Source organism: Oryzifoliimicrobium ureilyticum (genome assembly GCF_037199735.1).
GTDB lineage: Bacteria > Pseudomonadota > Alphaproteobacteria > Rhizobiales > Rhizobiaceae > Rhizobium > Rhizobium ureilyticus.
The window spans coordinates 161,237-178,855 of the sequence record NZ_JBBBVQ010000005.1 but is presented as its reverse complement, the minus strand read 5'-3'; the positions used below and the strand labels follow the sequence as shown (position 1 = coordinate 178,855).

Here is a 17,619-nt window from a genome sequence, read left to right as displayed (position 1 = left end):
AGCCGGATTTTCATCCGGCCTTTCTTATTTTCATCTTGTCGCCTTACGCTGCTTCCGTTGCGCGAGCCCGGCGCACCTCTTCGTCGGTGAGGATGCCGCTTGCTCGGAGCAAGGCGGCAAATCGGCCATTGCTTTGGCTCAATTCATCGAAGCTGCCCTGCTCGACAATGCGACCGCCATCCAGGAACAGCACCTTGTCCGCTTCGCGTACCGTGGACAGACGGTGTGCGATAATAAAGGTCGTACGATCCTTGCGAAGATTGTCGATGGCAGCCTTCACACGATTTTCCGTTTCGACGTCGAGCGCACTGGTCGCTTCATCGAGAACAAGGATCGGCGCATCCTTAAGGATTGCACGGGCAATCGCGATACGCTGGCGTTCGCCACCGGACAGACGGTTGCCGCGCTCGCCCACATGTGTGTCGTAGGATTCCTCACGGCTCTCGATGAAGTCAGCGGCAGCTGCTGCTTGCGCAGCTTGACGCATTTCATCGTCACTGGCCCCCTCGCGACCAAGGCGAATGTTTTCGCTGATCGATCGGTTGAGCAAGCCGGCATCCTGGAAGACCGTTGCAATATACTTGCGCAGCGAGCGGCGGCTAATCTTCGTCGTGTCGTGACCATCAACCAGGATCTGGCCGCTGTGCGGATCATAGACACGCTGCAGAAGATTGATCAGCGTCGTTTTGCCTGATCCGGTAGGACCGACGATCGCAACAGTCTGACCAGCCTCAACCTTGAAGGAGATGTCGTGCAGACCCTGCTCAGTGTTTCCAAAGCGGAACGACACATCGCGGAATTCCACATTACCTTCGACATCCGAAATGTCGGTCGTACCGGCGGGCTCTTCGCGATCCTTGACGGAATCTTCCAGGACATAGAAGTCCTCGAGCTTAGAGCGAGCCTCAAAGATCTGCGTTGCAAACTGGCGCATCTGGTCCAGACGAGCGATGAGCAAGTTGGCGAAGCCGATAAAGGCAATCACGTCGCCGATCTTGAGCGTGCCGGCTTGAACCATCAAGGTACCGATCACCAGAATGATCATCATTGCCAAAGTAGAGGCCATGCGGTTCAGCGCACCGGCAAAGGCCCACCAGTCGAGCACAGGGTACTGCGCATCGAGAAGGCGATCGGCATAAGACTTGAGCGCCTTGGTTTCAGCCTCGATGCGATTGTAGCTGTGCAGGACGGAGACGTTGCTGATCGAGTCGCTCACATGCGAAAAGACGGTGTGATAGTGCTTCTCGACAGAGGCCTGACCTTCCTTGGTCCTGCTCATGACAACGCGGCCAATCAACCAATATGCGATGCCGAGGACGATCAGAACGCCCGATAGACGCATATCCATCGACATCGCCGTTGGGATGAGCAACAGAATGGCGATCGCTGTCGACAGGTGGTTGCGCATGAACTCCAGCCAGAGGCCGAACAGCGTCTCGCAGGCGCGCAGAAGGGTATGAAGCGCGTTGGACGTGCCGCGCTGCTGATGCCATGACAGCGGCATGGAAATGATACGGCCGAACGCTTCGGTCAGGAGCGTCGCCCTTCGACCGTGCGCAAGTCGATCCGCCTCACGTGCGACCAGCACGAAGGCCACCGTATTGAAGACCGCAAGTCCGGCCCACATCATGAGAATTGGCTTGACTTCGCCCTTGCCGGAGATCGCATCGATGATACGACCAAAAAGGACGGGCTCAGCGATGGTTATTCCCGCAAGCACAATATTCGCGATAACGACCAAGGATACGCGGAGCCGTTGGGCGCCGAGATAGCGCAGAGCTCTTGCATAGACCTTAAATAGCGACACGGCATGACCTTTCGTGGTGTCAGCGGGGGATGATGCATCGCATGCTAGGCGAGTATAGCTGAACCTGTGATTAACGATTGGTCCGTCAACAAGAATCCGGCAAAATGTTCGAAAAAGAACGCACCCGCATGCACGTTTTCGTGATGCGAGGCTGATTGCTGCGCAATAGGCTGTGGCGAACCGACGGGTTGATCCGCAAAGCATTGATTATTATTCGGGAGATTGACAAACATAGAGTCACTATAGCTTGGGAGGGAAATCAGAATGACAGGCGTATCCCGCAGGAGCAAAGGGTGAAGGTTCAATCTCTTATTCAGCTGCTGAGCAGCTTGGGAGAGGCAAACAACCTCAATCAGGCGGTCGAAGAGATTGAACGTACTCTTGCTGTCTACGGCTTCGATTATTATCGTCTTGTCCAGCAATATGGTAATCGCCAAAGTGCAGATAGCGCTGTGCTCGCTCAGAAATGGCCGGCCGCGTGGCTTCAGCAATATGCTGAGAAAAACTACGCGAAAAACGATCCGCTGATGCGACATCTTCCCACTGTCGACAGGCCGTTTCGATGGCGCGGCGTGCTCAGCAAGCTGAACGATGGCGTCCGCTACTCGCGCGTGAACAAACTGATAAAGGAAGCGGCCCGGTATGGGTTGGAGGATGGCTATGTCTTCCCGATCCATGGAAGCCATGGAATTATCGGCAGGTTCACCATCGCTGGTAAACCTATCGATCTGACGCAGCTTGAGATCTCGTTATTCGATGCGGCGGCAAAAGCGGCGTTCTGGACGATCACCGAGCTCAACAATGCAGAACCTCCAAAGCATCCAAGGGAAATCTCCGAAGCTTGGCTCACGCCACGGCAGGCAGAAATTCTCAATTATCTGGCGGAAGGCATGACCTCCATAGAGATTGCCGAACGTCTGCATATCTCCACGCATACGGTCGATTGGTATATGACGGGCTTGCAAGGCAAGCTCAACGCGCGCAATCGTCAGCACGCCGTTGCCCTTGCCTTTCGACACGGGCTTCTTTGAGCCTATCCCTTCACGAGGGCTCGTGTGAGAAATTGAACTTTTAAAAATGTCGCGGTAATACTTTCTTCGCAGATGCAGCATGCGCGCGCTCCGGAGGAAAATTCTTTGCCCATCTCAAAAATACTTGTCGCCAATCGTTCTGAAATCGCTATTCGCGTTTTCCGCGCCGCCAATGAACTCGGTATTAAAACGGTTGCGGTTTGGGCTGAAGAAGACAAACTATCCCTCCACCGCTTCAAGGCGGATGAAAGCTATCAGGTGGGACGTGGGCCGCACCTCGAGCGCGATCTGGGGCCGATCGAAAGCTATCTCTCAATTCCGGAAATCATTCGCGTTGCGAAGCTTTCCGGCGCAGACGCAATCCATCCCGGCTATGGCTTGCTGTCCGAAAGTCCGGAATTCGTCGAAGCCTGCAACGAAGCCGGCATCATCTTCATCGGTCCGACGCCGGATACGATGCGTCAACTTGGCAACAAAGTCGCGGCACGTAATCTCGCCGTCTCCGTTGGCGTTCCGGTCGTTCCCGCGACCGATCCTCTTCCGGACGACGAAGCTGAAATCGAGCGTCTTGCAGCAGAGATCGGCTATCCGGTGATGCTCAAGGCCTCTTGGGGCGGCGGTGGCCGCGGCATGCGCGCAATTCGCGATCCCAAGAACCTGATCAAGGAAGTCACGGAAGCCAAGCGCGAGGCCAAGGCCGCGTTCGGCAAGGATGAAGTTTATCTGGAGAAGCTGGTCGAACGCGCGCGACACGTCGAAAGCCAGATCCTGGGCGACACCCACGGCAATGTCGTTCATCTGTTCGAACGCGACTGCTCGATCCAGCGCCGTAATCAAAAGGTCGTCGAGCGCGCGCCGGCTCCCTATCTCAATGAAGCACAGCGCCAGGAATTGGCCAATTATTCGCTCAAGATCGCCAAGGCGACGAACTACATCGGCGCCGGTACCGTCGAATACCTGATGGATGCCGATACCGGAAAATTTTACTTCATCGAAGTCAATCCGCGTATTCAAGTCGAGCATACGGTCACCGAAGTCGTCACCGGCATCGATATCGTCAAGGCGCAGATCCATATCTTGGAAGGCGCGGCGATCGGCACGCCTGAATCGGGCGTTCCCCAGCAGAGTGATATCAGGCTGAATGGACATGCCCTTCAGTGCCGCATCACGACGGAAGATCCCGAACAGAACTTCATTCCCGATTACGGGCGCATTACGGCCTATCGTTCGGCAGCAGGTTTTGGCATCCGCCTTGATGGCGGCACCGCCTATTCGGGTGCGGTCATCACGCGCTACTACGATCCGTTGCTGGTCAAGGTAACTGCATCGGGCGGCACGCCTCAGGAAGCGATCAGCCGAATGGACCGCGCGCTGCGCGAATTCCGCATCCGCGGCGTTGCCACCAACTTGACCTTCCTCGAAGCGATCATCGGTCATCCAAGCTTCCGCGACAACTCCTACACGACGCGCTTCATCGACTCGACGCCGGAGTTGTTCCAGCAGGTCAAGCGACAAGATCGAGCAACCAAGCTTTTGACCTATCTTGCCGATGTCACGGTAAACGGTCACCCCGAAGCAAAAGGGCGCCCGAAGCCGTCGGAAAAGGCGCCGAAGCCCTTCGTGCCCTACATTGAAGGCGCTATTCCAGATGGCACCAAGCAGAAACTGGACCAGCTTGGACCGAAGGGCTTTGCGCAGTGGATGCGAAACGAACAGCGCGTCCTAATGACCGACACGACAATGCGGGACGGCCATCAGTCACTGCTCGCGACGCGTATGCGCACCTTCGATATTGCACGCATTGCCGGCGTTTATGCACGCGCGCTGCCCGATCTCTTCTCGTTGGAATGCTGGGGCGGTGCGACATTCGACGTGTCGATGCGCTTTCTAACGGAAGATCCTTGGGAGCGTCTTGCACTGGTGCGCGAAGGTGCGCCGAACCTGCTTCTGCAGATGCTCCTGCGCGGCGCCAACGGCGTCGGCTACACCAACTATCCCGACAACGTCGTCAAATACTTCGTGCGACAGGCCGCCAAGGGCGGGATCGATCTTTTCCGCGTGTTCGATTGCCTCAACTGGGTCGACAACATGCGCGTGGCAATGGACGCGGTGCAGGAAGAAAACAAGCTGTGTGAGGCGACCATCTGCTACACCGGCGATCTGCTCAACAGCGCAAGACCGAAATACAACCTCAATTACTACACCAAGCTGGCGGGAGACCTGGAAAAGGCAGGGGCGCACATCATTGCGCTCAAGGACATGGCGGGCCTCTTGAAGCCGGCTGCCGCAAAACTTCTGTTCACGGCACTGCGCGAGGCGACAAGCCTTCCCATCCATTTCCACACCCACGATACGTCAGGCATTGCCGGCGCGACAGTGCTTGCCGCCGTTGATGCAGGCGTCGACGCTGTCGATGCGGCCATGGACGCCTTCTCCGGCAACACATCTCAGCCTTGCCTCGGTTCGATCGTCGAAGCTCTGAAGGGTTCGGAACGAGATCCTGGTCTCGACACTGAATGGATCCGCCGGATTTCTTTCTACTGGGAGGCGGTTCGCCATCAATATGCAGCCTTCGAAAGCGATCTGAAGGGGCCCGCGTCGGAAGTCTATCTGCACGAAATGCCGGGTGGCCAGTTCACCAACCTCAAGGAGCAGGCCCGCTCCCTTGGATTGGAAAGCCGCTGGCACGAAGTGGCCCAGGCCTATGCCGATGCCAACAGGATGTTCGGCGACATCGTCAAGGTTACCCCCTCCTCCAAGGTTGTCGGGGATATGGCGTTGATGATGGTCAGTCAGGATTTGACGGTGGCCGATGTCGAAAATCCAGAGAAGGATATCGCATTTCCGGATTCGGTCGTTTCGATGCTGAGGGGCGATCTTGGCCAGCCGCCAGGCGGATGGCCAAAGGACTTGCAGAAGAAGGCCTTGAAGGGTGAAGCCGCCTATACCGACGTGCCCGGCTCGCTGCTGGCACCTGCCGATCTCGATGCAGAGCGAAAGGCGATCGAAACCAAACTGGAACGCGAGGTCAGTGACTTCGAATTTGCGTCCTATCTGATGTATCCGAAGGTGTTCACCGACTTCGCCCTTACCCTCGACACCTACGGGCCGGTCTCGGTTCTTCCGACGCCAGCCTATTTCTATGGCATGGCAGACGGAGAAGAACTCTTTGCCGACATCGAAAAAGGTAAAACCCTCGTCATCGTCAATCAGGCTGTCAGCGCGCCCGATGCTCAAGGCATGGTGACCGTGTTCTTCGAGTTGAACGGTCAGCCACGCCGTATCAAGGTGCCCGATCGCAGCCGCAGTGCGTCGGCCAATGCCGTTCGTCGCAAGGCCGAGACAGGCAATGCGGCGCATTTGGGAGCACCGATGCCCGGCGTTATCTCGCGGGTCTTCGTATCCCCCGGCCAGACCATCAAGGCAGGGGACGTTCTGCTATCGATCGAAGCCATGAAGATGGAAACCGCTTTGCACGCGGAAAAGGACGGAAAAATCGAAGAGATCACCGTCAAGGCCGGCGATCAGATCGATGCAAAGGACCTGCTGATCGTTTTCGCCAGCTGATCTTTAGCGGCCGCGCTTGGATACGTCCTGGCGCGGCCTACTCAGCGCTCGCATTCGACTTGCTTGCCTCCCCCTCCCGGGATTGGGCAGCAGTAACAGTTGCAACAAACCGCTTGGTGCGTTCCTGCGCCGGGTTGTCGAAGATCTCGCGGGCGGTTCCCGCTTCCACGACCACACCAGCCTCCAAAAAGACGACGCGGTTGGCGATCTTGGACGCCAAACGAAGGTCGTGCGTTGCAATGACCATTGTCGTTCCTTCCGCGGCGAGTTTGGCAAGAACATCGACAACCTCGGCGGCCAGTTCGGGATCAAGTGCCGAGGTCGGTTCATCGCACAAGAGAACGCGCGGCGATGGCGCAAGCGCACGGGCAATTGCAACACGCTGCTGCTGACCGCCGGACAAGGTTGCCGGCCATGCATCAGCTTTATGTGCCATCCCGACTTTGGTGAGGAGCTCCATGGCGCGCTGCCGGGCTTTCTCCTTTGGCCATTTCAGCACCGTCACCAGCCCTTCCATCACGTTGTCGATGGCGCTGCGATGGGGAAAGAGTTGGAAATTCTGAAAGACCATGCCTGTCTGGCGGCGAATGCGCTGGATAGCGCCCCAGGAAGGCCTTTGTCCGCCTGCAAAGGCAAAACTTTCGCCGCCAAGTTTCAGCGTGCCGTCAGAAGGGATTTCAAGCAGGTTAATACAGCGCAAAAGCGTACTCTTTCCGCCGCCTGATGGGCCGACCAGCGCCGTCACGCTGCCTTCCTCCATCCGCAGATTGATATCCCTGAGGATGACGGCCTCGCCAAACCGCTTTTCAATCTCGATCAGTTCGATCATTGGTTTGCCTCCAGCATGCCGCCGTATCGGGCAAATCGCTTTTCCAGACGCACCTGCAATTGCGACAGGAAAGAACTCAACACGAGATAGATAAGCGCTGCCTCTATATAAAGGATCAAAGGCTCATAGGTGGTAGCCACAATTCGCTGCGCAGCCTGAAACATTTCCGGCACTGTAATGGCGGCAGCAAGCGACGTGTCCTTCACCAGGGAGATGAACGTGTTGGACAGCGGCGGTACGGCAACGCGGGCTGCCTGCGGTAAAATCGTGCGGATCATCGCCTGACGCCAGCTCATCCCAATGGAGTAGGCGGCTTCCCATTGGCCCTTGGGAACCGAGGAAATAACGGCGCGGATGATTTCCGAACTATAGGCCCCGATATTCAGCGTGAAACCGATCAGCGCTGCGGGAAAGGCATCGAGTAAGATGCCGATGCTCGGCAGGCCATAGAAGATGACAAAAAGCTGTACCAAAAGCGGCGTACCGCGGATAACCCAAACATAGAAGCGGGCGAGAAGCGATACTGGCAAAGGGGCGAACAGCCGGGCAAGGGCGGTCAAAAGACCGAGAACCAGCCCGAAGGCAAACGAGAGCAGTGTCAATGGAATGGTGAAGATCAACCCCGCCCAAAGAAGCGACGGAAGTGAATCCACCATGAGTTGGAGCCAGTGCGGCACGTATGTCCCTTTCCCTTACCAAAAGGCGTGAGGTCGGCAGACCCCACGCCTTCAGGCTCTATATGGCAAGATCGCTCTTTTCGGAAACGAGCGTCTATCGTTATTTTGAAACGTCCTTGCCGAAATATTTGTCAGCAATCTTCTGATAGGTGCCGTCAGCCTTGATGTCGGCAAGCGCCTTGTTGATGGCGGCAAGAAGCTCTGGATCACCCTTGCGGATGATGATGCCAGAATAGTCGGCGTTGGCTTCCTCAGCCACCACCTTCACCGGCGCGTCCGGCTTATGCTTCTTGAAGTCAAGGAAGGAAAGGCTGTCGTTTACCGTCGCATCGGCCCGGCGGGTCAGAACCAGCTGGATGGACTGATCAAAGCCGTCGGTTCCAACCAACTCTGCGCCGTTTTGCTGAGCGATCTTGCCAAAGTTACTGGTCAAGGACTGCGCCGCCTTTTTGCCCTTCAGATCGGCAAACGACTTGATCTCATCATTGCCTTCCTGAACGATCAGCACGGCTTTGGAGGCAATGTATGGGTCAGAGAAATCGTACTTCTGCTTCCGCGCCTCGGTAATTCCGACTTGGTTAATGACGGTATCGTAACGCTTTGCGTCAAGACCTGCGATCAAGCCGTCCCACTTTCCTTCAATGAATTGTGGCTTCACGCCAAGCTTTTGAGCAACAGCTTCGCCGATTTCGACATCGAAGCCTGTCAGCTTGCCTTTGTCATCATGATAAGTGAAAGGCGCATAGGTCCCTTCCGTACCGATCTTGAAGACACCAGCCGCCTTGATTGCATCAAAGTTTTGGCCAGCTGCAGCGGGAAGCATGCTCGCTGCCTGCAAAAGCGCAGCAGCGGCCAGTGTTTTCAGAAGGTATTTCACGTCTCGTTCTCCTTAAATTCGATGCGCAATGAATGGCAGAAATAATGCGGCGCGGCGTCGTAGAAAACTTCAAAGAAACGAAGCAGTTTCGAAAAAAATTCTCCAAATGCTGATTTTTTCGGCAAACGTGGATTCATAGCTCGGGAAATGGACTTGCTTTTCCTCTAATGCACGTTTATGCGGCTTCATACTGTTTTGTGCTGGATTCTGCATTGTCATGAGCGAATTGCTTCTTCCAGAGCGTCAGGCTCTCATTTGCCAGCGGTTGAAAAGCCAGGGTCGAGTTGTGTCAGCCGAACTTGCGGCCGAACTCTCGGTGTCCGAAGATACGATCCGCCGCGATCTGAAGGAACTAGCAGCGGCAGGCCTTTGCGAAAAAGTATATGGCGGCGCTCTGCCGCCGGCCTTTCATCCGGGCAGTCTTACCGAAAGAAGCCGTGTTGCCCCTGAGAACAAGGCAAGCCTCGCAAGATCTGCAATCTCGCGCATTGAGCCCGCAACCGTGGTCTTCCTCGACGCCGGAAGCACCAATTTGGCGCTGGCAGAAGCACTCCCGCAGGACTTTGCGTTGACGGCGGTGACGAACGCGCCTGCAATAGCGTCCATCCTCCTCGAAAAACCGGCCGTCGAGACAATTCTCCTTGGAGGAATCGTTGATCGCGCTATGGGCGGAGCGATCAGCGCCAAAGCGCGGGATGATCTGGCAGTCATCAAGCCGGACCTGTGTATCCTCGGCGCTTGCGGGATTGGGACTGAAGGCGATGTCAGAGCTTTCGGATACGAAGATGCTGGGTTCAAGCGCTTTGCAGCCTCGATCAGCAAAAAAACCATGGTGGTCGTCACAGCCGCCAAGTTCGAGATCGTAGCTCCCTATGCCGTTCTGCCGGCGAGCGCCTATGCATGCCTTGTCACCGAACAGGCTGCCGATCGAAACAGACTAAGACTCATCGCAGCCGAGGGCTGTGACATTGTCCTCACAAGGGACTGACAAGCGCTTAGCGCGTCATAAAGCCAGCGGAGGACAAGGGCGGATGACAGACATGAAGCTTGATAGGAAGACGGCGGCGCCCGTCATTACGCGCGAACGGATCGGCGTTTCGCTCATGTTTTTGATGAACGGATTCTACGTTGGTGCATGGGCTCCCAAGATTCCGGAATTCGCTGAGCGTCTGTCGCTGAACGAAACGCGGCTGGGCCTGATGATCCTCGTGTTCGGGCTTGGTTCCCTGGTCTTCATGCCCATCGCCGGAAGCCAGATTCCGCGTCTTGGATCCATGAAGGTTACACGCATCGCCTCTATCATGCTCACCCCGCTGCTGATTTTGCTCAGTATCGTCAGCGAGGTTTGGGAAGCCGCCATCGTCATCTTCCTCTTTGGTGGGCTGATCGGAGCCATGGATGTGGCCATGAACGCAAATGCCGTCGCGACAGAGCGCGGCATGCGACGAGCCATCATGTCTTCGTGCCACGCATTCTGGAGCCTCGGAGGTCTGATTGGCTCGGCAACCGGCGGCGTGCTGATCGCTCATCTCGGCGTTCTCGGTCATTCGATCGCGGCAACGGTCGGCGGTGCGATTGTTCTCGTCATTGGCCTACCTATGCTTCTGAGTGACCTGCCCGAAAAGTCCGAGACCGCGCCGAAGCGCGGACTCCCCCTGACGCCTCTGCCTTGGCTGATTGGCGTGGTTGCCTTGTTTTCAATGGTGCCGGAAGGCGCCGTGATCGACTGGAGTGCGCTTTATCTGCGTAATGAGTTGAACGCATCGCTCTCGCTATCCGGCTTCGCCTTTGCCGCCTTTTCAATGACAATGGCTGCCATGCGCTTTGCGGGTGATGTAGTCCGCGACCGTCTGGGCGCAGTCCTGACCATGCGCCTTTGCGGGATCATCGCTATTATAGGCTTGGTAATCGCCGGGCTCGCTCCCTCACCTTATGTTGCCATACCCGGCTTCGCCTTGGCGGGCATCGGCATATCCAACATGGTGCCGATTGCCTTTTCGGCTGCCGGCAACCTTCCAGGAATGGCCCCCGGCGTTGCACTCTCTGTTGTCACAGTCATGGGATATTCGGGAATTCTTGTAGCACCATCCGTCATTGGCTTTGTCGCCAATCACGTTGGGCTCGGCGTCGTTTATCTCACGCTTCCTGGACTTCTCCTCGTCGTCCTCCTGCTATCAAGCCTGGCGCGCTATGCCGAACAAGATCACGCAGCGGCAAAATGAAGCTGAAGAGTTGACAAGCGATATTGCTTGATCCACCTGAAGGGCAACTTGAAGGGTTGAAGAGACGCTGATGTCTACCGAATACGATCCGAAGCCGCGCCGTGCCTCCGTTGCCGTCGATGTTGGTGGCGTTATTGTTGGCGGCGGGGCGCCGGTTGTGGTTCAGTCCATGACGAACACCGACACGGCGGATGTCGATTCCACCGTTGCGCAGGTCGCCGCGCTCTACAAAGCCGGTTCCGAGATTGTTCGCATCACCGTGGACCGTGACGAAAGCGCTGCCGCCGTTCCTAAAATTCGGGATCGCTTGTTGCGGCTCGGCATGGATGTCCCGCTGGTCGGTGATTTTCACTACATCGGTCACAAGCTGCTTGCCGATCATCCGGCTTGTGCCGAAGCCTTGGCAAAATACCGCATCAATCCTGGCAATGTAGGTTTCAAGGACAAAAAGGACAAGCAGTTCGCCGAGATCGTCGAAATGGCGATCCGCTATGACAAGCCTGTTCGCATCGGCGTAAACTGGGGATCGCTCGACCAGGATCTGCTGACGCGCCTGATGGATGATAACCAGCAGCAGGGCTCGCCCTTGTCGGCGCGCCAGGTCATGCATGAGGCTATCGTGCAATCGGCGCTGATTTCAGCGGAACTGGCCGAGCAAATTGGGCTTGCCAGAAACCGCATCATTCTGTCGGCAAAAGTTAGCCAGGTGCAGGATCTAATCGCAGTGTATTCGATGTTGTCGCAGCGATCTGATCATGCCCTTCATCTTGGCCTGACCGAAGCCGGCATGGGCTCTAAGGGCATCGTCGCTTCTTCGGCGGCCATGGGCTACGTCCTCCAGCATGGGATTGGCGACACCATCCGCGTGTCCTTGACGCCGGAGCCGGGCGGCGACCGCACACGCGAGGTGCAGGTGGCGCAGGAGCTGCTGCAGGTCATGGGCTTCAGGCAGTTCATCCCCGTCGTGGCTGCCTGTCCCGGCTGCGGACGCACCACATCGACGGTGTTTCAGGAGCTAGCCCAGCGGATCCAGGAAGATATTCGCAAGAACATGCCGGTCTGGCGCGAAAAATACCCTGGCGTTGAAGCGCTCAACATCGCCGTGATGGGCTGTATCGTGAACGGGCCTGGCGAAAGCAAGCATGCTGATATCGGCATCTCGCTTCCGGGCACCGGCGAAACCCCGGCAGCTCCTGTTTTTATCGATGGTCAAAAGGCTATGACCCTGCGCGGCCCGAACATTGCGGGTGACTTCGAAGCTCTGGTGGCCGATTACATCGAAAAACGGTTCGGACAAAAGACAGCCGCGGAATAGAAGCCGGCATGCTCACAGTCTCTGTTGCCGCCAATCAGCTTTTGCGGTCGGCGACAAAATGCGCTGCGGCGATCAACAGCGAAGCCCGCTCGCCATAGGATTCAAGCAACGCTTCGGCGTCCTTGACATGCATAGCCAGCTGTTCTTCCGCCCATGACTGACCGTGAAGTCCGACGAGTGTGCCTTTGCCGCGATCTGCGTCCTTGCCCGTCGCTTTGCCCATGGTGGCCGCGTCGGAGGTGATATCGAGGAGATCGTCTGCAAGCTGAAACGCAAGCCCGATCTTCTCCCCAAACCGGCGCATCACCTTTCGCTCCACCTCGGAAGCCCCCGCGATAATGGCACCCGCCTCGCACGCAAAGCGGATCAGCGCACCGGTCTTCATGGCTTGAAGGGTGAGGATACCGGCTTCACCGGGGGATGCCTTTTCGGCCGCTAAATCAAGCGCTTGTCCGCCGACCATGCCGCCAATTCCGGCCGCTCTTGCCAATGCGAGGACGAGTTCGATCTTGGCCGTCGCGGCAAGCTCGGTTTCAGGCGCAGCAATAATATCGAAGGCATAGGTCAACAGCCCGTCACCGGCCAGGATGGCCGTCGCCTCATCGAACGCGATGTGAACCGTCGGCTTGCCACGACGGAGATCGTCATCATCCATTGCTGGAAGATCGTCATGAACGAGCGAGTAGCAATGGATGCATTCGAGCGCTGCCCCGATGCGTAGCGCCGCAGTTTGATTGCCGCCGAACATACGCGTGCTTTCCATCACCAAAAAGGGCCTAAGCCGCTTGCCGCCATTGAGAACAGCATAATGCATAGCCTGCCGCAGTGCCTCGGGACGGGCCACTTCCTGATCCAGCACATCGCCTGACAGCAATCTTTCCAGCAAGTTTTCGATCTCGCTGGCGCTTGCCTTCAGCTCGGCTTCAAACATGTCTCGGCTTGCAATCATGGCGGCTGTTTGGCACGCCGCAGCGGATATTTGCAATGGATTTATCCTTCCACCGATAAGATTTGCATTGGCACTGGTCAGGCTATGCTTCAAACTGTATTTGAAACGGGCAGGAACGGGGCAAGACCGGATTTGGATGTCACGACGGAGCAAGATAGCGCGACTGTCGCGCCCGCCTATCGGCGGGTGACAGCCTGGCTGAAAGGCAGATCCTTGGTACAACGGATTTTTCTTGCGCTCATCGCACTTTTTCTCCTGCCTTACGTCCTGATCGTTCTCTATCTTCCTTCTTTCGTGCACCCCGTCTCGACGCTGATGATCAGGGACCTCGCCCTTCTGCGCGGTTACGACCGGCAATGGGTCTCGATCGACGATATCTCTCCTGTGCTGATCAAATCGGTGATGATGTCGGAAGACGGCCAGTTCTGTTACCATCACGGGGTCGACTGGGGCGAAATGCGCGGACTTGTGCAGGATACGCTGAGCGGCGAGTCCACACGCGGCGGAAGCACCATTCCTATGCAAACCGTCAAGAACCTTTTTCTTTGGAACAGCCGGTCTTTCGTCCGCAAGGGGCTCGAGCTACCGCTCGCGGTGACCGCTGACTTCATCTGGTCGAAACGCCGGATGATGGAGGTTTACCTGAACATTGCCGAATGGGGTCCAGGAATCTACGGCATCGAGGCTGCAGCGCGTCACCATTTCAGAATCCCGGCATCGAAACTGACGCCGCGACAGGCCGCCTTACTTGCGGTATCCCTTCCTAACCCGTTTAACAGGGTTGCGAGCAGACCCGGTCGAGGCATGCGCAATCTTGCTGCAATCATCGAGCGGCGAGCACGTGGTGCGGACGAATACGCCCGTTGCATATTTTGAAACCGAAAGACCACGAGTAAGGACAGGCTAAATCCTTCGTGACGTGCGAGTCAAAAAAAATGCCAGGGGACTGGTCAACCCGGCCCAAGGCATGTATAAGCGCGCAAAATTTCCGAAATCGCGACATGTCCGTTTCGGCCGTAGGCTAGGCCGTGGATATGTTTTGCCTGAGAAGTGGAGTTATTGAAATGGCTGTACCGAAGAGAAAAACAAGCCCGTCCAAGCGCGGTATGCGCCGCTCTGCAGACGCGCTGAAGGCTTCGACCTACGTTGAAGACAAGAATTCCGGCGAACTGCGCCGTCCGCATCACATAGACCTGAAGACGGGCATGTACCGCGGTCGTCAGGTTCTGACGCCGAAGGAAAACGCATAAGGTTTCTGCCTTAGGCGCTTAACATTAAGAGGCTGGCGCGTGCGCCAGCCTTTTCTTTTGACACTTTTTCTCGTCTTGCGTCGAAGCAACCGCCGATCCTGCGTCGCGCGGCACTGGTAGACTGCTATGCCAGACTATCGAGCTTTTCCTGAAGGGCACGAAGCTGCTTCTTCAGTTCGTCGAGATCGGAAGGCTCGGCTTTGCGCGTTTCTTTCGGAGGCGTTCCGCCAAACGGCGTAAACATCTGCATCGCTTGCTGGAACAGCTCGGCATTGCGCTTCATCTGCTCCTCGACCATTTGGATCGGCAGCTGAAGGTTCTTGCCAAAAGGCGTATCGCCGAAGGCTCGTTCCACCTGTTCGCGCATTTGTGACTGCTGCGCCGTGAATGCCTTCATGGATTGATCCAAGAAGCCAGGCACGAACATCTGCATCTGGTCGCCGTAAAACGTGATCAACTGCCGCAGGAATGATATCGGCAGCAATGTGCTGGTGGCTTTCGATTCCTGCTCGAAGATGATCTGCGTTAAGACCGCATGAGTAATATCTTCGCCCGTCTTGGCATCTTGCACGGTGAAGTCTTCCCCCTTCTTCACCATAGCTGCCAAGTCTTCCAAGGTAACGTATGCACTCGTGCCTGTATTGTACAACCGCCGATTGGCATATTTTTTAATAACGGTTGGACCATCCTGCTTGGTCATCCTGCTCTCCCACAGCACAGTCTATTGTTGTTTGACTGCTTCCTCCGCGTTAACTTTAAACGCATAGGAAGGCCGATGACAATCAATTTGTGCAGCGCGGAAAAGTCTATCTGCGCCTATGGGAATGAGGAAACAACACGCATAGCCCGCGTTGTATCATTGCAACCATCGGCTTGGAGCGGGCAAGCAAGGAACAGTATCTACGGTCTTTGCAATTGCCGTGTTTGACTTGATAGACAAGCTCTGCTTGTTTTGCCCCCGAGAAGCGGGGAAGAGGAATGATCGCTATGAGCAACGCATCGATTGTCATTGCCAGTGCAGCACGCACAGCCGTTGGCGCGTTCAATGGAGTATTCGCGGGGGTTGCCGCGCATGAACTCGGTGCAACTGCCATGAAGGCAGCCTTGGATCGCGCGGGAGTTGAAGCTGCAGAAATCGACGAGGTCATCCTCGGTCAGGTGCTGACGGCAGCGCAGGGTCAAAATCCCGCTCGCCAAGCTGCGATGCTCGCAGGCGTCCCGCAAGAAAAGACGGCTATGGTCATCAACCAGCTGTGCGGGTCCGGGCTCCGGTCCGTCGCTCTCGGCATGCAGCAGATTATTTCAGGAGACGCAGAGATCATCCTCGCGGGCGGGCAGGAATCCATGACGATGGCACCCCATGCGGCCTTCTTGAGGTCAGGCGTCAAGATGGGCGACATGAAGATGATCGATACCATGATCAAAGATGGCCTAACGGATGCCTTTCATGGCTATCACATGGGTATCACGGCAGAAAACATTGCGCGCCAGTGGCAGCTGACACGCGAAGAACAGGATCGTTTTGCCGTTGGCTCGCAAAACCGAGCCGAGGCCGCGCAAAAGGAAGGTCGCTTCAAGGACGAGATTACGCCCCATACGGTGTCGACCCGAAAGGGTGACGTGAAGGTGGAGGAAGACGAATATATCCGCCATGGCGCCACACTGGAAGCAATGTCGAAGCTCCGCCCCGCCTTCGATAAGGAAGGCACAGTGACGGCAGGCAATGCCTCGGGGCTAAACGATGGGGCTGCCGCCGTGGTCTTGATGCGCGAGCAGGAGGCGGAACGCCGCAATCTTCAACCACTGGCCCGCATCGTGTCCTGGGCAACGGCAGGCGTAGATCCCAAAATCATGGGAACAGGGCCAATCCCCGCATCCCGCAAAGCGCTTGAAAAAGCGGGATGGTCTGTCGCCGATCTCGACCTGATCGAAGCCAATGAAGCATTTGCGGCGCAATCCTGCGCGGTCGTCAGGGAACTGGGGTTGGATCCTGCAAAGGTGAACGTCAATGGCGGAGCGATCGCAATCGGTCATCCGATTGGAGCCTCTGGCGCGCGCGTCTTGAACACGCTGCTTTACGAAATGCGCCGCCGTCAGGCGAAAAAAGGCCTCGCCACACTCTGCATCGGCGGCGGCATGGGAATTGCGATGTGCATTGAAGCACTTTGACGCCCCCAATCGACCATGATGAAAAAATAATCTAATGCGGGGCACGCCTGAGCGCTCCGACTGGGCAAGGCGAAGAGGCATGATTGTGAATGTCAGGCCAGCAGTGTGCTGATCCAGCAGCTTGTCGGCGCCTGATTTGCATCAAATGCCTCCCAAGGGTCTCGGAGGAACGGCCGATATGTGTCGGCAAAGGAGAAGTAATGAGCAGGGTTGCCTTGGTTACGGGGGGAACGCGCGGTATTGGTGCAGCCATCTCGACGGCTCTGCAGAACGCCGGTTACCGCGTTGCGGCCAACTACGCGGGAAATGATGAGCGCGCGGCTGCCTTCCACCAGGCCACCGATATCGCCGTCTTCAAGTGGGACGTGCGCGATTACGCAGCCTGCGGCGAAGGCGTAAAACGCGTCGAGCGCGATCTTGGCCCCGTCGACATTCTCGTCAACAATGCGGGCATCGCGCGCGATGCGATGTTTCACAAGATGACGCCTGAAGATTGGCATGCGGTCATTGCCACGAACCTGACTGGGCTTTTCAACATGACGCATCAGGTCTGGCCCGGCATGCGCGAACGCCAGTTTGGACGCATCGTGAACATTTCATCGGTCAATGGCCAGAAGGGTCAGGCCGGACAAGTAAATTATGCCGCCTCAAAGGCCGGCGACCTGGGGTTCACGAAAGCACTTGCACAGGAAGGTGCATCCAAAAACATCACGGTCAATGCGGTTTGCCCCGGCTATACCGGTACGGAAATGGTGAGAGCAATCCCGGAAGAGCTCTTGAAGGAGCGCATCCTTCCGCAAATTCCCGTCGGCAGGCTGGGTGAACCGCATGAAATTTCCAGATGTGTCGCATTCCTTGTTGCGGACGAGGCAAGCTTTATCACCGGAGCAACTATCAGCGCCAATGGCGGGCAATTCTTCGCATAG

At 56.7% G+C, this 17,619-nt stretch carries 15 protein-coding genes; 9 read left to right on the top strand and 6 right to left on the bottom strand.

The genetic code is table 11. The features are described from left to right. Positions 1-43: 43 nt before the first annotated feature. Positions 44-1,807 carry a glucan ABC transporter ATP-binding protein/ permease gene (locus VQ830_RS09470; protein WP_337267848.1) on the bottom strand — a complete coding sequence of 588 codons (1,764 nt, stop codon included), beginning with the start codon at positions 1,805-1,807 and terminating at the stop codon, positions 44-46. 293 nt (positions 1,808-2,100) lie between these two features. Between VQ830_RS09470 and VQ830_RS09465 the strand changes: the two genes are divergently transcribed. Together VQ830_RS09465 and pyc are read left to right on the top strand one after the other, a co-directional pair. Next, positions 2,101-2,838 (top strand): helix-turn-helix transcriptional regulator, encoded by a 738-nt coding sequence (locus VQ830_RS09465; RefSeq protein WP_337267847.1) that lies wholly within the window; start codon positions 2,101-2,103, stop codon positions 2,836-2,838. Positions 2,839-2,943: 105 nt separating this feature from the next. After that, the gene (gene pyc / locus VQ830_RS09460; RefSeq protein ID WP_337267846.1) at positions 2,944-6,405 is read left to right on the top strand and encodes a pyruvate carboxylase; all 3,462 of its coding nucleotides are present in this window, start codon (positions 2,944-2,946) and stop codon (positions 6,403-6,405) included. A 37-nt stretch (positions 6,406-6,442) separates the two neighbouring features. Here pyc and VQ830_RS09455 read toward each other — a convergent pair whose 3' ends face one another. From VQ830_RS09455 to VQ830_RS09445, 3 genes are all read right to left on the bottom strand, one after another. Then, a complete protein-coding gene (locus VQ830_RS09455; RefSeq protein ID WP_337267845.1) occupies positions 6,443-7,234 on the bottom strand; it encodes an amino acid ABC transporter ATP-binding protein in 792 nt (263 codons plus the stop codon). Beyond that, a complete protein-coding gene (locus tag VQ830_RS09450; RefSeq protein ID WP_337267844.1) occupies positions 7,231-7,911 on the bottom strand; it encodes an amino acid ABC transporter permease in 681 nt (226 codons plus the stop codon). Before VQ830_RS09450 ends, VQ830_RS09455 begins: the two co-directional genes overlap by 4 nt. A 100-nt stretch (positions 7,912-8,011) precedes the next feature. Then, on the bottom strand, positions 8,012-8,734 hold the full coding sequence (locus VQ830_RS09445; RefSeq protein WP_337267926.1) for an amino acid ABC transporter substrate-binding protein: 723 nt from the start codon (positions 8,732-8,734) through the stop codon (positions 8,012-8,014). Positions 8,735-9,005: 271 nt separating this feature from the next. On the opposite strand from VQ830_RS09445, the gene VQ830_RS09440 reads away from it, so the two are divergent. The 3 genes from VQ830_RS09440 to ispG all read left to right on the top strand — a co-directional run bounded on the left by VQ830_RS09440 (position 9,006) and on the right by ispG (position 12,325). Further along, positions 9,006-9,776: a DeoR/GlpR family DNA-binding transcription regulator gene (locus VQ830_RS09440; RefSeq protein ID WP_337267843.1), complete on the top strand. Its 771-nt coding sequence runs from the start codon at positions 9,006-9,008 to the stop codon at positions 9,774-9,776. 52 nt (positions 9,777-9,828) lie between these two features. Next, entirely contained in the window at positions 9,829-11,010 is a 1,182-nt protein-coding gene (locus VQ830_RS09435; RefSeq protein WP_337267842.1) for an MFS transporter, read from the top strand. Positions 11,011-11,080: 70 nt separating this feature from the next. Continuing rightward, positions 11,081-12,325: a flavodoxin-dependent (E)-4-hydroxy-3-methylbut-2-enyl-diphosphate synthase gene (gene ispG, locus VQ830_RS09430; protein ID WP_337267841.1), complete on the top strand. Its 1,245-nt coding sequence runs from the start codon at positions 11,081-11,083 to the stop codon at positions 12,323-12,325. Positions 12,326-12,359: 34 nt separating this feature from the next. Here ispG and VQ830_RS09425 read toward each other — a convergent pair whose 3' ends face one another. Beyond that, positions 12,360-13,274: a polyprenyl synthetase family protein gene (locus VQ830_RS09425; protein WP_337267925.1), complete on the bottom strand. Its 915-nt coding sequence runs from the start codon at positions 13,272-13,274 to the stop codon at positions 12,360-12,362. A 132-nt stretch (positions 13,275-13,406) separates the two neighbouring features. Between VQ830_RS09425 and mtgA the strand changes: the two genes are divergently transcribed. Together mtgA and rpmF are read left to right on the top strand one after the other, a co-directional pair. Beyond that, positions 13,407-14,150, top strand: a complete 744-nt coding sequence (gene mtgA / locus VQ830_RS09420; RefSeq protein WP_337267924.1) for a monofunctional biosynthetic peptidoglycan transglycosylase — start codon at positions 13,407-13,409, stop codon at positions 14,148-14,150. 188 nt (positions 14,151-14,338) lie between these two features. Further along, a complete protein-coding gene (gene rpmF / locus VQ830_RS09415) occupies positions 14,339-14,524 on the top strand; it encodes a 50S ribosomal protein L32 (RefSeq protein ID WP_025603474.1) in 186 nt (61 codons plus the stop codon). A 124-nt stretch (positions 14,525-14,648) separates the two neighbouring features. Here the strand turns inward: rpmF and phaR are convergent, their stop codons facing one another. Further along, positions 14,649-15,224: a polyhydroxyalkanoate synthesis repressor PhaR gene (gene phaR / locus VQ830_RS09410; protein ID WP_337267840.1), complete on the bottom strand. Its 576-nt coding sequence runs from the start codon at positions 15,222-15,224 to the stop codon at positions 14,649-14,651. Positions 15,225-15,511: 287 nt separating this feature from the next. Between phaR and VQ830_RS09405 the strand changes: the two genes are divergently transcribed. Both VQ830_RS09405 and phbB read left to right on the top strand, forming a co-directional pair. Further along, positions 15,512-16,693, top strand: coding sequence for an acetyl-CoA C-acetyltransferase (locus VQ830_RS09405; RefSeq protein ID WP_337267839.1), 1,182 nt, complete (start codon positions 15,512-15,514; stop codon positions 16,691-16,693). A 200-nt stretch (positions 16,694-16,893) separates the two neighbouring features. Next, positions 16,894-17,619, top strand: a complete 726-nt coding sequence (gene phbB, locus VQ830_RS09400) for an acetoacetyl-CoA reductase (RefSeq protein WP_337267838.1) — start codon at positions 16,894-16,896, stop codon at positions 17,617-17,619.

What these genes read in the sequence shown, in the direction of transcription:
- VQ830_RS09455 (WP_337267845.1), bottom strand. Translation starts at nt 7,234, where the DNA reads ATGATCGAACTGATCGAGATTGAAAAGCGGTTTGGCGAGGCCGTCATC.
- VQ830_RS09445 (WP_337267926.1), bottom strand. Translation starts at nt 8,734, where the DNA reads ATGCTTCCCGCTGCAGCTGGCCAAAACTTTGATGCAATCAAGGCGGCT.
- VQ830_RS09440 (WP_337267843.1), top strand. Translation starts at nt 9,006, where the DNA reads ATGAGCGAATTGCTTCTTCCAGAGCGTCAGGCTCTCATTTGCCAGCGG.
- VQ830_RS09435 (WP_337267842.1), top strand. Translation starts at nt 9,829, where the DNA reads ATGAAGCTTGATAGGAAGACGGCGGCGCCCGTCATTACGCGCGAACGG.
- ispG (WP_337267841.1), top strand. Translation starts at nt 11,081, where the DNA reads ATGTCTACCGAATACGATCCGAAGCCGCGCCGTGCCTCCGTTGCCGTC.
- VQ830_RS09425 (WP_337267925.1), bottom strand. Translation starts at nt 13,274, where the DNA reads ATGATTGCAAGCCGAGACATGTTTGAAGCCGAGCTGAAGGCAAGCGCC.
- rpmF (WP_025603474.1), top strand. Translation starts at nt 14,339, where the DNA reads ATGGCTGTACCGAAGAGAAAAACAAGCCCGTCCAAGCGCGGTATGCGC.
- phaR (WP_337267840.1), bottom strand. Translation starts at nt 15,224, where the DNA reads ATGACCAAGCAGGATGGTCCAACCGTTATTAAAAAATATGCCAATCGG.
- VQ830_RS09405 (WP_337267839.1), top strand. Translation starts at nt 15,512, where the DNA reads ATGAGCAACGCATCGATTGTCATTGCCAGTGCAGCACGCACAGCCGTT.
- phbB (WP_337267838.1), top strand. Translation starts at nt 16,894, where the DNA reads ATGAGCAGGGTTGCCTTGGTTACGGGGGGAACGCGCGGTATTGGTGCA.